This window comes from Mycobacterium dioxanotrophicus (assembly GCF_002157835.1).
GTDB lineage: Bacteria > Actinomycetota > Actinomycetes > Mycobacteriales > Mycobacteriaceae > Mycobacterium > Mycobacterium dioxanotrophicus.
Genome location: NZ_CP020809.1, coordinates 2,683,586 through 2,697,123, shown reverse-complemented (window position 1 = coordinate 2,697,123; position 13,538 = coordinate 2,683,586). Strand labels below are relative to the sequence as shown.

The 13,538-nt window shown below is 66.4% G+C and carries 14 protein-coding genes; 9 read left to right on the top strand and 5 right to left on the bottom strand.

The annotated features are described in order from the left end of the window. Positions 1 to 82 precede the first annotated feature (82 nt). Positions 83 to 829, top strand: a complete 747-nt coding sequence (locus tag BTO20_RS13010) for a 3-oxoacyl-ACP reductase family protein (protein WP_087082022.1) — start codon at positions 83 to 85, stop codon at positions 827 to 829. A 1-nt stretch (position 830) separates the two neighbouring features. Here BTO20_RS13010 and BTO20_RS13005 read toward each other — a convergent pair whose 3' ends face one another. Next, positions 831 to 1,892 carry a DUF4185 domain-containing protein gene (locus BTO20_RS13005; protein ID WP_087082020.1) on the bottom strand — a complete coding sequence of 354 codons (1,062 nt, stop codon included), beginning with the start codon at positions 1,890 to 1,892 and terminating at the stop codon, positions 831 to 833. Positions 1,893 to 1,948: 56 nt separating this feature from the next. Further along, positions 1,949 to 2,482: a hypothetical protein gene (locus BTO20_RS13000; RefSeq protein ID WP_087076428.1), complete on the bottom strand. Its 534-nt coding sequence runs from the start codon at positions 2,480 to 2,482 to the stop codon at positions 1,949 to 1,951. 147 nt (positions 2,483 to 2,629) lie between these two features. On the opposite strand from BTO20_RS13000, the gene BTO20_RS12995 reads away from it, so the two are divergent. The 6 genes from BTO20_RS12995 (at position 2,630) to BTO20_RS12970 (ending at position 8,601) form a co-directional block, all read left to right on the top strand. Further along, positions 2,630 to 4,150 carry an ABC transporter substrate-binding protein gene (locus BTO20_RS12995; RefSeq protein ID WP_198344507.1) on the top strand — a complete coding sequence of 507 codons (1,521 nt, stop codon included), beginning with the start codon at positions 2,630 to 2,632 and terminating at the stop codon, positions 4,148 to 4,150. Positions 4,151 to 4,182: 32 nt separating this feature from the next. After that, positions 4,183 to 5,124 (top strand): ABC transporter permease, encoded by a 942-nt coding sequence (locus BTO20_RS12990; protein ID WP_087082019.1) that lies wholly within the window; start codon positions 4,183 to 4,185, stop codon positions 5,122 to 5,124. Next, positions 5,121 to 5,999 carry an ABC transporter permease gene (locus BTO20_RS12985; RefSeq protein ID WP_087076424.1) on the top strand — a complete coding sequence of 293 codons (879 nt, stop codon included), beginning with the start codon at positions 5,121 to 5,123 and terminating at the stop codon, positions 5,997 to 5,999. Before BTO20_RS12990 ends, BTO20_RS12985 begins: the two co-directional genes overlap by 4 nt. 11 nt (positions 6,000 to 6,010) lie before the next feature. Continuing rightward, the gene (locus BTO20_RS12980; RefSeq protein ID WP_087076422.1) at positions 6,011 to 7,558 is read left to right on the top strand and encodes a dipeptide ABC transporter ATP-binding protein; all 1,548 of its coding nucleotides are present in this window, start codon (positions 6,011 to 6,013) and stop codon (positions 7,556 to 7,558) included. A 13-nt stretch (positions 7,559 to 7,571) separates the two neighbouring features. Beyond that, the gene (locus tag BTO20_RS12975; protein WP_087076420.1) at positions 7,572 to 8,312 is read left to right on the top strand and encodes an SDR family NAD(P)-dependent oxidoreductase; all 741 of its coding nucleotides are present in this window, start codon (positions 7,572 to 7,574) and stop codon (positions 8,310 to 8,312) included. A gap of 67 nt (positions 8,313 to 8,379) precedes the next feature. After that, positions 8,380 to 8,601, top strand: a complete 222-nt coding sequence (locus BTO20_RS12970) for a DUF1918 domain-containing protein (RefSeq protein WP_087076418.1) — start codon at positions 8,380 to 8,382, stop codon at positions 8,599 to 8,601. 77 nt (positions 8,602 to 8,678) lie between these two features. On the opposite strand, the gene BTO20_RS12965 is transcribed toward BTO20_RS12970, so the two are convergent. Then, a complete protein-coding gene (locus BTO20_RS12965) occupies positions 8,679 to 9,989 on the bottom strand; it encodes a DUF4185 domain-containing protein (protein WP_087076416.1) in 1,311 nt (436 codons plus the stop codon). A gap of 171 nt (positions 9,990 to 10,160) precedes the next feature. On the opposite strand from BTO20_RS12965, the gene BTO20_RS12960 reads away from it, so the two are divergent. Together BTO20_RS12960 and BTO20_RS12955 are read left to right on the top strand one after the other, a co-directional pair. Further along, positions 10,161 to 10,988 carry a patatin-like phospholipase family protein gene (locus tag BTO20_RS12960; RefSeq protein ID WP_087076415.1) on the top strand — a complete coding sequence of 276 codons (828 nt, stop codon included), beginning with the start codon at positions 10,161 to 10,163 and terminating at the stop codon, positions 10,986 to 10,988. Next, complete coding sequence (locus tag BTO20_RS12955; protein ID WP_087076413.1) at positions 10,985 to 11,932, top strand: 1-acyl-sn-glycerol-3-phosphate acyltransferase; 948 nt, start codon at positions 10,985 to 10,987, stop codon at positions 11,930 to 11,932. Before BTO20_RS12960 ends, BTO20_RS12955 begins: the two co-directional genes overlap by 4 nt. On the opposite strand, the gene BTO20_RS12950 is transcribed toward BTO20_RS12955, so the two are convergent. Both BTO20_RS12950 and BTO20_RS12945 read right to left on the bottom strand, forming a co-directional pair. Further along, positions 11,922 to 12,095 (bottom strand): CsbD family protein, encoded by a 174-nt coding sequence (locus tag BTO20_RS12950; protein WP_087076411.1) that lies wholly within the window; start codon positions 12,093 to 12,095, stop codon positions 11,922 to 11,924. The two genes, BTO20_RS12955 and BTO20_RS12950, sit on opposite strands and share 11 nt — an antisense overlap. A gap of 170 nt (positions 12,096 to 12,265) precedes the next feature. Continuing rightward, positions 12,266 to 13,519, bottom strand: a complete 1,254-nt coding sequence (locus BTO20_RS12945; protein ID WP_087076409.1) for a sensor histidine kinase — start codon at positions 13,517 to 13,519, stop codon at positions 12,266 to 12,268. Positions 13,520 to 13,538 lie beyond the last annotated feature (19 nt).

Here is a 13,538-nt window from a genome sequence, read left to right as displayed (position 1 = left end):
GGGAATCATCACCCGTGTCTACGACTTGACCTCAGCGTACTTAGTAACCAACCGGTTCGAAATCATTCCGGAAGGAAATCCCATGAGCTCAGCACCCCTGACCGGCCGCCGCGCACTGGTAACCGGCGGTTCCCGCGGAATCGGCGCACAGATCGTCCGCCGGCTCGCCGCCGACGGCGCCCAGGTGGCCTTCACCTACGCGGCCTCGGCAGCCGAGGCCGACAAGCTGGTCGGCGAGGTGACCGCGGACGGCGGCAAGGTGGTGGCCATCCAGGCCGACAGCGCCGATCCCGCACAGGTCGCCGCATCGGTCGAGCAGACCGTGGCGGCCCTCGGCGGTCTCGACGTCCTGGTCAACAACGCCGGCACCGCGTACATCGCACCCATCGAAGAATTTCCGCAGGAGCAGTTCGACCGGCTGGTGGCGATCAACATCGGTGGTGTCTACGCGGCGATCCGCAGCGCAGTCGGCCATCTCGGTGAGGGCTCGCGAATCATCAACATCGGCAGCATCAATGCCGACCGGGTACCGGTGCCGGGACTGTCGGTGTATGCGATGACCAAGGGTGCGGTGTCATCGCTGACCCGGGCGCTGGCTCGCGATCTCGGCCCGCGCGGCATCACCGTCAACAATGTGCAACCCGGCCCCATCGCCACCGATCTGAACCCCGATGAAGGCGAATTCGCGGATTCCATAAGGCAATCCACCGCACTCGGACGCTACGGCGACACATCCGACATCGGCGCGGTGGTGAGCTTCCTGGCGGGTTCCGAATCCGGCTTCGTGACCGGGGCGAACTGGAACGTCGACGGCGGGTTCACCGCCTGAGCTACAGGTTGATCGGATCCGTCGGCAGCGGCGCCTGGCTGGTGTCCCGCAGTTGCGCCTTGAATTGCATTGCCCGGTAAGGCCATCCGGTGTCGGTGCGCCACTGCGACACCACCAGGCCGACGCCGCCCTGTACATCGAAGCGGGAGCCGGGCAGCAGGTAGCCGCCATAGAGTTGGGCGACCCTGCTGTCGGCGGGGTCCTCGTCGGCCCACGACGAGCCCACGACCGGGATCTGCAGCGGCGTCGTGTACATGTTGGCGACCGGGGAACTGACGACGCGGTAACCGAGCGCGTACTGCGACGCCAAAAACCCGCCGAGAACCCATGTTCCGGCAGACACCCGGCGGAACGTCAACTCTCCCCACTGCTCTGCGGGCGGCGTGATCGGCGTGCTCTGCTGGCCCCATCCCCAGCTGCCGTTCGTGAAGCCCCAGCAGCTGTACTGCGACCGTTGCCCGATCTGTTCAGGACGCACCCGCATCAGGATGATGCCCTTGTTGCGCTGAAAACCGGTGGCCACCACGTAAACCCAGCCGTCGTCGGGATCGTAGTCCCAGGACCAGCACTGCGCGTACCCGCCCTGCAGATTGCCCGGAAACTTGGCCTGCTCCCCCATGTGGGTCCAGGAGACACCGCTGTCGTCCGAGCGCCAGATCTCGGTCCACATCACGTTGCCGAAGCCATGATTGACGATGGCGTGCAGATAGATCGAATCACCGACCCGCAGCAGATCGGACGGGATGACGGTGCTGATGCCGCCACGGCTCCATCCGCTGGATGCGTCGTCGTGGATGTAGAACCACAGCTGACGCGCATAGCTGGGGTCGGGACCGGCGGCCCGCTCGTAGACGATCTCGTGATCGGCATCGCCGCTGCCGATCAGCGCCACCGGGGAACGCCAATCGCCTTGCCCCACCATGGGTCCCGAGAAGGTATCGCCGAACACCGAGACCAGCTTGCCGTTGGGCGCCACCACCGACGCACCGAGATCGGTTGCTGTCACCCCGAATTGGTCGGTGCGACCCGGGCCCGTCAGGTCGACGGCTTTACCGTTGAGCATCGGCAGTGCCGGGGTCTGAGCACCCTGCAACGGGCGACCGGCACCCCCGCCGACGCTCACGTGCACAACCGCAAGCCCCAGGGCTCGCAGTCCAGCGGATAGACCTTGACCGGCATGGGCAGCGGCTCTTTGTACGCCAGCCTGAACGGCACGCTCTGCTCGCCGGGTTGCAGTCCGCAGACCGCGTTGTGGAACACCGACCGGGTGCCGGTCATGGCCACGTCGTCGAATTTGTAGACCTCGGTGGTCGGGGCCCAGCTGCCGTCGGGACACTGCATGCCCTCGGCCGTCGTCGTCGAATAGGTCCACAGCCCGCCCGTCAACCGGGCATCTCCGCCCTTGAGCTCGGGGCCCGTCGCGACGTGCAGCCGGCACGCCACCGCCAGTTCCAGCGGTTCACGCAGATCCCCGACCACCGGGACGCAACTCGGGTACACCGTGAAGTTCTGCGCGTCGAGTCCATCCTGGGTGTAGGTGTAGACACCCTGCATCACGGGGTCGGCCTGCGCCGGTCCGGCAAACCCCAGGCTGAGTCCGATTCCGAGGGTTGAGGCCAGGGCGGTCGCGGCGGCCGTGCGCTTGAAGGTCACAATGGGTGAGTATCGCAGTCTTCATCAGCGTCGTCACCGGTATGGTCCACCGACGTTTCGGTCGGGCCCGGCGGCGGCCCCAGCGGGTGAGCGTACTGACGGATCGCCCGCGGTGATCCTGGAGAGATCGTGACCACACGACCAGTGGTGAGAACGTTGAGCGCGGTGGCAGCCGTCCTGGCGCTCGTGCTGTCGGCCTGCTCGGCCGGCAGTCGCGTCGACCTCGGCGGCGAGGCGTCGGGCTATCTGATCGCCGCCATCGCGGGTGAGCCCGACCAACTCGACCCGCAGCGGACCAGCGCCTATTTCTCCTTCGAGGTGCTCGAGAACGTGTTCGACACGCTGGTCGAACCCGACGCAAATCTGCAGATGGGCCCGGCGCTGGCAACGTCGTGGGACGTCAGCCCCGACCAGCTGAGCTGGACCTTTCACCTGCGTCCCGGGGTGACCTGGCATGACGGCAGCCCACTGACCGCCGAAGACGTCGTCTACTCGTATCGGCGCATCATCGACCAGAAACTGACCAACGTGGACAAGTTCAGCGCGGTCGCCGGCGTCGACGCGGTGGACCCCGCAACTGTGCGGATCACCGTCAAGCATCCGACACCCAACCTGCTGACCAATCTCGGTGGCTTCAAGGGCATGGCGATCGTGCAGCGCCACAACGTCGAGAGCGGACAGATCGCGACACACCCGATCGGCACCGGGCCGTTCACGTTCGTCTCACGCAAGAGCGGCGACTCCATCACGCTCAAGGCCAATCCGCGCTACTGGGCCGGCCCGCCGCCGGTGGCCGGGGTGACGTTCCGGTTCATCTCGGAACCGTCGACCGCGCTCTCGGCGCTGCAGGCAGGCGAAGTCGACTGGACCGATTCGATTCCACCGCAACGCGTCAGCCAACTGCGGGAAGACGACTCGCTGCACCTCGCGGTCACCCCCAGCAATGACTACTGGTATCTGGCGCTCAACGAAGCGCGCAAGCCGTGGAACGATGTCCGCGTCAGACAGGCCATCGCCTATGCGATCGACCGGGATTCGATCACCGCGGCCACCACGTACCGCACCGCGACCACCAATCAACTCGCCATCCCGCAGGGCAATGCGTGGTACACCGACTATCACCGCTACCGCCACGATCTGGATGAGGCGAAACGTCTGCTGCAGGAAGCAGGCAACGCACCGAAGGACCTCGACATGCTGGTCACCAGCGAGTACCCCGAGACGGTGACCGCGGCCCAGATCATCGCCGACAACCTTGCCCCGCTTGGTATCACGGTGAACATCCGCACGGTCGATTTCGCCACGTGGCTCGACGAACAGAACAACGGGCACTTCGACATGTTGATGATGGGCTGGCTCGGCAACATCGACCCCGACGACTTCTACTACGCCCAGCACCATTCCGGCGGCACCAGCAATGCGCAGAAGTTCTCCGATCCCGAGGTCGACCAGCTTCTCGACGCCGGGCGGGTCGAAACCGATGTCGCCACCCGGAAATCCATCTACGCCAGAGCGGCAACCCGCATCGCCGACGAGGTCAGCTACATCTACCTGTACAACCCGTCGGTGATCCAGGCGTGGGCAACGAATCTGTCGGGTTACGAGGCCCGCCGCGATGGAGCCGTCCGGTTCCGCAGCGCGAGCCTGAATCGGGGTGGGACGACGTGAATGTGGGCAAGTTGGCAGCGGATCACCCGGTGATGGTGTTCCTGGCACGGCGCCTGCTGCACTCCGCGGTGGTGCTCGTCGGCGTGCTGATCGTGGTGTTCGCGTTGGTGCACCTGGTGCCGGGCGACCCGGTCCGGATCGCGTTGGGCACGCGCTACACCCCGGAAGCGTATGCGGCGCTGCGCTCGGCCAGTGGGATGGACCGGCCGATCGTCGAGCAGTTCTTCGCCTACCTCGGCTCGGCGTTCACCGGAAACCTGGGGGTCAGTTTCCGCAACGGTGACCCGGTCACCGTCACGCTGCTCGAACGGCTTCCGGCCACGGTGTCGCTGGGCCTGGTCGGCATCGTCATCGCCCTGCTCATCGCGCTGCCCGCCGGGATCTGGTCGGCCCTGCACGAAGGCCGGGTCAGCGACGCGATCGTGCGCATCGCCAGCCAGTTCGGCGTGTCCATTCCCGATTTCTGGATGGGCATTTTGCTGATCGGGGTCTTCGCGTCGACGCTGGGGTGGCTGCCGACATCGGGATACCGCCCGCTGTTCAGCGACCCGGGTGGCTGGCTGCGACACATCATCCTGCCCGGGCTCACGGTGGGGCTGGTCGCCGCGGCGATCATGACCCGCTACGTGCGCTCGGCGGTCCTGGAGGTCACGGCCATGGGCTACGTGCGCACCGCGAAATCGAAAGGCCTTGCCCCACCCGTGATCACGTTTCGCCACATCGTCCGCAACGCGCTGCTACCAGTACTGACCATCACCGGTATCCAGCTGGCCACCATCCTCGGCGGTGTCATCGTGGTCGAGGTGGTGTTCGCCTGGCCGGGGCTGGGCCGGCTGGTGTTCAATTCCGTTGCGGCCCGCGACTATCCGGCCATCCAGGGCGCGGTGCTGCTCATCGCGGTGTTGTTCCTGCTGATCAACCTGATCGTCGACGTGTTGTATGCGGTGGTCGACCCGAGGATCCGGCTGTCATGACAGTCACCGAGGGCCGGGTCTCGTCCTGGCGGCTGCTGCTGTCCAATCCGGTGACCGCGATCAGCGCCGTCGTGCTGGTGGCCGTGGTGGTCATCGCGGTCGCCGCCCAGTGGATCACCCCGTTCGGCATCAACGACATCGACGTGCCCAATGCGCTGCAGGCGCCCAGCGGATCGCACTGGTTCGGCACCGACGAGCTCGGTCGCGACGTGTTGTCGCGCGTGCTGGTCGCCGTTCAGGCCTCGATGCGGGTCGCGGTGGTGAGCGTGGCGTTCGCCGCGATCGTGGGTGTGACGATCGGGGTGGTCGCGGGCTATCGCAGCGGCTGGGTGGACACCGTGGTGATGCGGGTCGTCGACGTGATGTTCGCGTTCCCTGTGCTGTTGCTCGCGCTGGCCATCGTGGCGGTCCTGGGGCCGGGCATCACCACCACCATGCTCGCGATCGGTATCGTCTACACGCCGATCTTCGCGCGCGTCGCCCGGGCCAGCACGCTCAGCGTGCGTGTCGAGCCGTTCGTCGCGGTGTCCCGCACCATGGGCACCGGCGACGCATACATCCTGACCCGCCACATCGTGCCGAATATCGCCGGACCGCTGATCGTTCAGCTCTCGCTGTCACTGGCCTTCGCGATCCTCGCCGAGGCGTCATTGTCGTTCCTGGGCCTGGGCATCCAGCCACCGCAACCGTCGCTGGGCCGGATGATCTTCGACGCTCAGGGCTTCGTCACGCTCGCGTGGTGGATGGCGGTGTTTCCCGGCGCCGCCATCTTCGTCACGGTGCTGGCGTTCAACCTGTTCGGCGACGGGCTCAGGGATGTGCTGGATCCCAAGCAGCGCACCATGATCGAGGCCAGAAGGGCGGGCAGGCAGTGACCCCTCCGGTGATGAGCGTGACGGATCTGCGCGTGACGATCGGCCGCCGCGAGATCGTGCGCGGGGTGTCGTTCGACGTGGCACGCGAGCAGACCGTCGGGATCGTCGGCGAATCCGGATCCGGCAAGTCGATGACAGTGCTGGCCGCGACCGGGCTGCTCGATGCACCGGGCGCCGTCGTGACCGGCACCGCCGCCTTGGCCGACGGCACCCAGCTCGTCGGGGCGTCCGCCCGCACGTTGCGCCAAGTCCATGGCGGCCGGATCGGATTCGTGTTCCAGGATCCGGGCACGTCGCTCAACCCACTGCTGACGTTGTCACGTCAGATCACCGAGACGCTCGAAACCCACCGCAACATGACCCGCCGCCAGGCACGCGCCCGGGCCGGCGAGCTGCTCGACGCCGTCGGGCTACCGACCGAGCGGCTGGACGCCTATCCCCACCAGCTCTCCGGCGGCCAACGCCAGCGCGTGATGATCGCCATCGCGCTGGCGTGCGATCCCGAACTGCTCATCGCCGACGAACCGACCACGGCCCTCGACGTCACCACCCAGTCCCAGATCATCGATCTGGTGGCCGACTTGCAGCGCGACTTCGGCGCCGCGGTGGTGTGGATCAGTCACGATCTCGGGGTCATCGGCCAGGTCGCCGACGAGGTGACGGTATTGCGCGAGGGCGAGGCGGTGGAACAGTCGTCCATCCTCGATGTCTTCGACCGCCCACAGCATCCGTACACCCGCGAGCTCCTCGAGGCCCGGCCGCGCCTCGACGGGGACGGTCCCACCGAAGTCGAGGACACCCCGGTGTTGTTGGACGTCAACGGACTTGACGTCCGCTATGGCGATGTCGCCGCGGTACACGACGTGTCGTTCCAGATCCGGCGCGGCACCACGCTGGGTCTGGTCGGCGAGTCCGGTTCGGGAAAATCCACGGTGGCCGCCGCGCTGACCGGTCTGGCCGAACCGTCGGCGGGCACGGCAAGCCTGGACGGGCTCGATGTCTTCGGCGCGGGCCGGGACCTGCGGCGGCGGATCAGTCTGGTGTTCCAGGATCCGTTCGCGTCGCTGAACCCGCGCGCCCGGGTGGGCGCGGCCATCAGTGAGCCCCTGCAGGTGCACCGGCTGGCCAAAGGACGCCACGCCAGGGCCGATCGCGTGGCACAACTCCTCGAGCGGGTCGGTTTGCCCACGGAGTTCGCGTCGAGGTACCCGCACGAACTGTCCGGCGGACAACGCCAGCGCGTCAGCATTGCCCGGGCCCTGGCCACCGAGCCCGACCTGCTCATCCTCGACGAATCGACAGCCTCCCTTGATGTTTCGATCCAGTCGCGGGTGCTGGATCTGTTGACCGAGCTACAGCGCGATCTCGGGTTGTCCTACCTGTTCATCGCACACGACCTGGCGGTGGTGCACCGCATGTGTCACGACGTGATGGTGATGCGATCCGGCGCAGTCGCCGAGTACCGCCCGGCGGCTGAGCTGTTCGCCGCGCCTGAGCAGGAGTACACCCGCACGCTGCTCGCCGCGATACCACCCACCCGGCCACGCGCCGGGATCTGAGAAGGTCTACGGCATGAGTCAGCTGAGCGGCAAGGTCGCGTTGGTCACGGGTGCATCGTCGGGGTTGGGCGCGGCAGTGGCGCGGTTGTTCGCCGAGCGGGGCGCGTCGGTGTTCGGCATCGCCCGCGACACCGAACGGATGGCCGAGGTGTTCACCGAGGTTCCCGGCGGGAGGTACGCGTCGGTGGACATCTCGTCGGCCCAGGCCTGCAAACAGGCCGTCGCCCAATGCGTCGAGGAGTTCGGCCGGCTCGACGCGTTGATCAACGTCGCGGGATTTCACCAGATGCGCCATACCATCTCGATGACCGACGAGGACTGGGACCAGGATCTCGCCGTGAACCTCAACGGCCCGTTCTTCCTGTGCCGGGCGGCCCTGCCGCATCTGTTGCAAGCAGGCGGCAACATCGTCAACGTGGCGTCGATCGCGGGGATCGAGGGCGAGGTCTACTCGGCGGGCTATTGCGCAGCCAAGCACGGCCTGGTCGGACTGACCCGTGCGCTCGCAATCGAGTTCACCTCGGAGCGGCTGCGCGTCAATGCGGTATGTCCCGGCGGCATGTTGACCCCGCAGACCACCGAGTTCGCCGCACCCGACGGCGCCGACTGGAATCTGATCATGCGCATCGCCGCGCCGCGCGGAATGATGGACGTGGCCGACGTCGCCAAGACCATCGCGTTTCTCGCCAGTGACGACGCCGCGGCGGTGCATGGTGCGGTGTACATCGTCGACGCCGGAAAGACCGCGGGCTAAGACTTCCGCATCGCCATCGGTGCGCGCACGATGGAAGTGTCCGCCGAGTAGGCGAAGGGAGCGGACGATGAAAGCGCACGTCGGCGATTTTCTGGTGGTGAAGGGCACCACCACCGACCAGCATGAGCAGCACGCCGAGATCATCGGGGTTCGCGCCGAGGACGGCTCTCCCCCGTACGAGGTCCGGTGGCTCGGAAACGGCCACGAAGCCACGGTGTACCCCGGTACCGATGCGCTGGTGGTATCGGCGGCTGAACACGCACATGCGGCCGAGCGCGAGAGACACTAGGGACTTGATACGTCGAGCGGCCACTTGTGTCACGCCCATGACGAAAATCCGTGACATAACTGGCCACTCGCCGCGAATTAGGTACTCGATGTGCCCAGCGAGGTCCGCATCAACATCACGCTGTAGTCCGACCAGCGCGACAGCGTGAAGTACAGGTCGCTACCGCTGGACCACGGGTGGATGTACGGCGCGTAGATGCCGCCGGGCACCGCGGTCGAGCTGACGATCGTCTTCGCCTGGCTCCACGGCCCTTCCGGCTTGTCGGCGGTGCGCATCACGACCGCCGAGAGCGTGTTGGTGTAGAGCATGACGAACTTCTTCAGATAGTCGTTCCATGCCACCGACATCTCACTGCCGGGAGCCCACACCACCTGCATGGCCAGGAACGGGAAGCCCTTGAGCCAGCCGAACGGCGTGTAGTACTCGTAGGCGGACTTGTCGGTGACCGAACTCTCCACGACCCGCGACAGGAACGGCATGCCGCCGCGCCCCGCCCCGGTGCCGTAGGAGTAGACGTACCCACCGTTGCGCAGGTAGGCGCCCATCTGGAAGTTCTGGTCTCCCCACGTGAAGGCCACACCCGGGACGGTGTTGAACCAGCTCGGCCGGATGCTCGTCACCGGCACCGTCCACGTTTCGCCGTTGTCGTTCGACACCGCCACCGCGGAGAAGTTCGTCGACCACTGGCCGGGGGAACCCCACTGGCTGACCGACATGAAGTTCACGTACTGCGTTGTGCCGACGGAGATTCCGGCGGTCGGAATGATGGTCACCTCGGTGCCCGCCAGGCCGAGACTCTGGATCACCTGACGCGAGAAGTTGGGACGCGCGGCATCAACGGGTGAGCCGGCGTAAACGTTGCCGGGCACCGGGTTCGGGATCGTCATGCCGTCGGCGAGGTTGCGGTCGGAGCTGCGGAACAGCGTGTTCTTGCGCCACTCTTGGTCTGGCACACTGCAATTGCCGAAAGTGTCACCGAATGCCAGCAACACCTGATTGCCTGCGCCGGATTGCCCGTTGTCCCACATGATTCCGAGATCGGCGCCGGAGATGCCGAAGCGGCTGTAGCTGTCGGTGCTCGGCCCGGTGATCCAACCCACGGTGGCTGCGGCCGACGCCGACGGGGCAGCCGCCGCGCGCGCAGCGGTGTTCGGGGCGACGGCGGTGTCCTTGGCCGCTTCCGGGGTGCTTGCCGTGCTGACCGGTTTGCGGCCGATCGGCAGATGCAGGATCGGCAACGACGGCAGTGCCGGGGCCGCGGAACGTGCCGACGGCGTCGATGTCGGCACGGAGCACGGGTCGGCAACCGCGCGCGGAAGCGGTACGGCGAGAGTGATTGTCGCGGCCGAGGCAGCCGCCATCGCCGCCAGCCGACGTAGTGTCGTCATGTCCTACCTTCCGGCTAACGCCTAACGCCTGTGACAATAGTTGCTACAGCGGCGGAGAAGGTTTGCCAGAAGTGATCCGCTATGCATCTGTGACCGTGTCGAGATGCGCCCACGGAATCGGGCGGACGCACGGGCCGATACAAGCGCGACCACTGTGGGTATAGCTGTGACGTGGGCTGCGATGCGTTCGTACTGGGCGGCGGCGGGTTGCTGGGCGCGGCTGAGGTCGGCATGGCACGCGCCCTCCTTGAGGCAGGAATCCGTCCCGATCTGGTGTGCGGAACATCGGTCGGCGCGATCAATGGCGCAGCGATCGCGCTGGAGCCCTCTCTGGCAGGTGCAGAGCGCCTCCTGACGATTTGGGACGCGCTCGCCGGTGACGAAATCTTCGACGGCTCTCCACTGCGACAGGTCGCCGAAGTCGTTCGCAGCAAGACGGCGTTGCACGACAACCGTCGACTCCGCGAGTTGTTACGCGAACACTTACCCGCCAAGACCTTCGAAGATCTCGCCGTACCCTTCGAATGCGTCGCCGCGAGCATCGAACGCAGCCGTGAGCACTGGTTCAACAGCGGCGACCTGATCGAGCCGGTACTGGCCTCGTGCGCACTGCCGGGGGTGTTTCCCCCGGTGCACATCGGCGACGAACACTTCTATGACGGTGGCCTGGTGAACAGCATCCCTCTCAATCGTGCGGTGACCCTCGGTGCCGACACCGTGTGGGTGCTGCATGTCGGCCGACTCGAGGAGGAACTCACCCCACCGCAGTTCCTGTGGGAGGTCGGTTTCGTGGCCTTCGAGATCTCGCGCCGACACCGCTTCCTGCGCGATCTGGAGCACGTGGGATCCGACGTCACCGTGCATGTGCTGCCGTCCGGTCTGCCCCAGCGGCTGGCCCCCACGTGGTCGAATCTGCGCTACCGCGACACCCGGCGCATCGCGCGACGGGCTGAGCTGGCGTACACCGCCACCTGCGAATACCTCGAGGCGCTGACATGACGGCCGTGCGTCGGGCAGTGACCATGCCGGTCATCGTGGCCCTCATGCTTCTCGTATTGCTCACGGCACCAATCTATTTGGTCATCGCCGGTATGGCCAGCGGGATTGCTCGGTCGAGCCGGCCGGTGCGCTCCGTGGCTTTGGCGATGGCGTACGCGCTGATCGAATTGCGTATCCTAGCCAGGCTGCTGGGTGGTGATCGCGACTGCGATCGGTTGATGCGCGACTTCAGCGGCATGGCGTACCAAGCCGTTCGCCTGCTCCTCGATGTCGAGGTCGCGCTCGGCCCGGCGTCGGTCGCCCCCGCCGAGATTCCCGACGACGCACCCGTCGTCGTGCTGTCGCGGCACTGCGGCCCCGGAGACAGCATTCTGATCGCCTGGCTGCTGATGACCCAGTACCGCTTACAGGTGCGAGTCGTGGCCAGGGCAGCTCTGCGGCTGGAACCGGTTTTCGACGTCGCGGGCCAGCTGGGGTGTGTGTGCTTCCTGGACGGCGACCGTGCACGTCAACAGATCCGCGATCTGGCAGCATCGCTGTCCGGCGGGCAGGCCCTCCTGCTGTTCCCCGAAGGCGCGAACTTCAGTGTGTCGCGGTGGCGCGCGACGATCACCGAACTCCGCACAACCGGCCAGATCCGCGCGGCCGCACGGGCATTCCGCCAATCCCACACGCTGCCACCCCGTGCCGGCGGGGCGGCAGCGGCGTTGTCCGGAGCACCGAACGCGAGCGTCCTTGTGCTGACCCACACTGGCTTTTGCCCCGACGGGCGGGCGCGCCCCTGGTGGCAGCTGCCGATCAACCGGCAACTCCTGGTCCACACCGAGTTGTTTCCGGCAGATCAACGTCCGCAGCCGCAGGATGTCGGCGCCTGGCTTGACGAGACGTGGACCCGGGTGGACTCCTGGGTCGCCGATCAGGTCAACAGAACACCTAATCCTTGAACGCGTCCTTGATCTTCTCGCCGGCGTCCTTCAGGTTGGACTTCGCCTGGTCGCCCTTGCCTTCGTTCTCGGTGTCCTTGTCGCCGGTGACCTTGCCGACCGCTTCCTTGGCCTTACCGCCCAGCTCCTGCCCCTTGTTCTTCGCCTTGTCGATACCGCTCACGGTGCGTTCTCCTCTTCCGTGGCGTCGGCCCGCGTGGCCGACGACCCAGCCCGTGGAATACCTCACCAGCCGCCGATCGAAACTTCGCGTCGACCACAGATGAAATCACCTGTGGCCCAGGAGATCCCGTTTGACAATTGGCCGACGGGGCGCTGGACCCGCCGACACGCTCAGTCGCGCGGAAGCGGTACCACGATCGCAACCTCGGTGCCCGCGTTTGTCGCGTGCGCATCGAACTGCCCGCACGAGGCGAGGACCTTGGTGCGGATCGAGGCCATGCCGATGTGGCCTTCGGCAATGCTCTTCGCCAGCCGCGCATCGGAGATGCCGACACCGTCGTCGATGATCCGCAGCCGCGCCTCCCCGTCCTCGCGGCGCAGCTCGATGCGCAGCGTGTTGGCGTGGGCATGTTTGATGACGTTCGTGGTGAATTCACGCGCCGCGCTGTAGAGCAGATGGTCGGCATCGGTACGGAAGTCTGCGGGCCAGGTCGAGGAATCCAGATCGACCGCGAGATCGTCCCGGGCAGCGATACTGTCGGCAAGCGCCTCGATCGCGGCCTTGAGGCCGGCCCGGTTGAGGATCTCGGGATGCAACTCGCGCACCGCGTCGCGCAGCAACGCCGAACATTCCTTGAGCGCGGTTTCCACCAGGTCCAGCGCCGGGGCCGAGCCGGCCCGAACATCTTCGAGATCGCCTCGCGCAACGAGGACGTACTGCAACGGTCCGTCATGCAGCCGTTCCGAAAGCGCTTGTCGTTCGCGCTTCTCCAAACCCAGTACATCCTCCAGCAATTGCGTTCGCTGCCTGGCCAGTTCCTCGATCGTCTCGACCTTTGACCGCTGGATCCGCGACAGTGCGACCGAACCTGCGGCCAGCCCGGACAACACCGTGGCGTTCAACAGAATCGACGACCACGGCTCTTCGTTGCCGTTCTGCCCGATCCAGCTGACCACGATGTACGCCGTGACGGTCGGGATCGCCGTGACGCCGCTGAGGAACGGATCGAGCTGGGCCGCCGCGATCACCGGAATCAGAAACAGCCCGGTGCGCAACACATCCGACGTCCAGTTGTCCGGTGAGTGCAGGCCCGTGAGCACCGACAGCAGCGACACCAACGCGACGTCGGCGGCGAGCATGCACAGTGCGGGCCGCCGACTGGTGATGTCCTTCGACGCGGGCCCCGTCCGCACCACCCACCACGTCCACGCCCCGAACGCGGCCAGGTAGCCGGCCAGCGTCAGAATGCAGAACCACAAGTCGCGGTCGGGCGGCTGCAGCAACAGGGTGATGGCGATGTAGCCCACCAGCACCAGCCGGAGTGCCCACTGCAGGACGAGGCCGTAAAAAGCCGGGCGCCGAGTCGAGTCCGCCGGCAGCTGCAACTCAGGTGCGTTCGCCGCGCGCTCGTGGTGTCCGGCCATGAGGGCTCCTGTCCCCGCA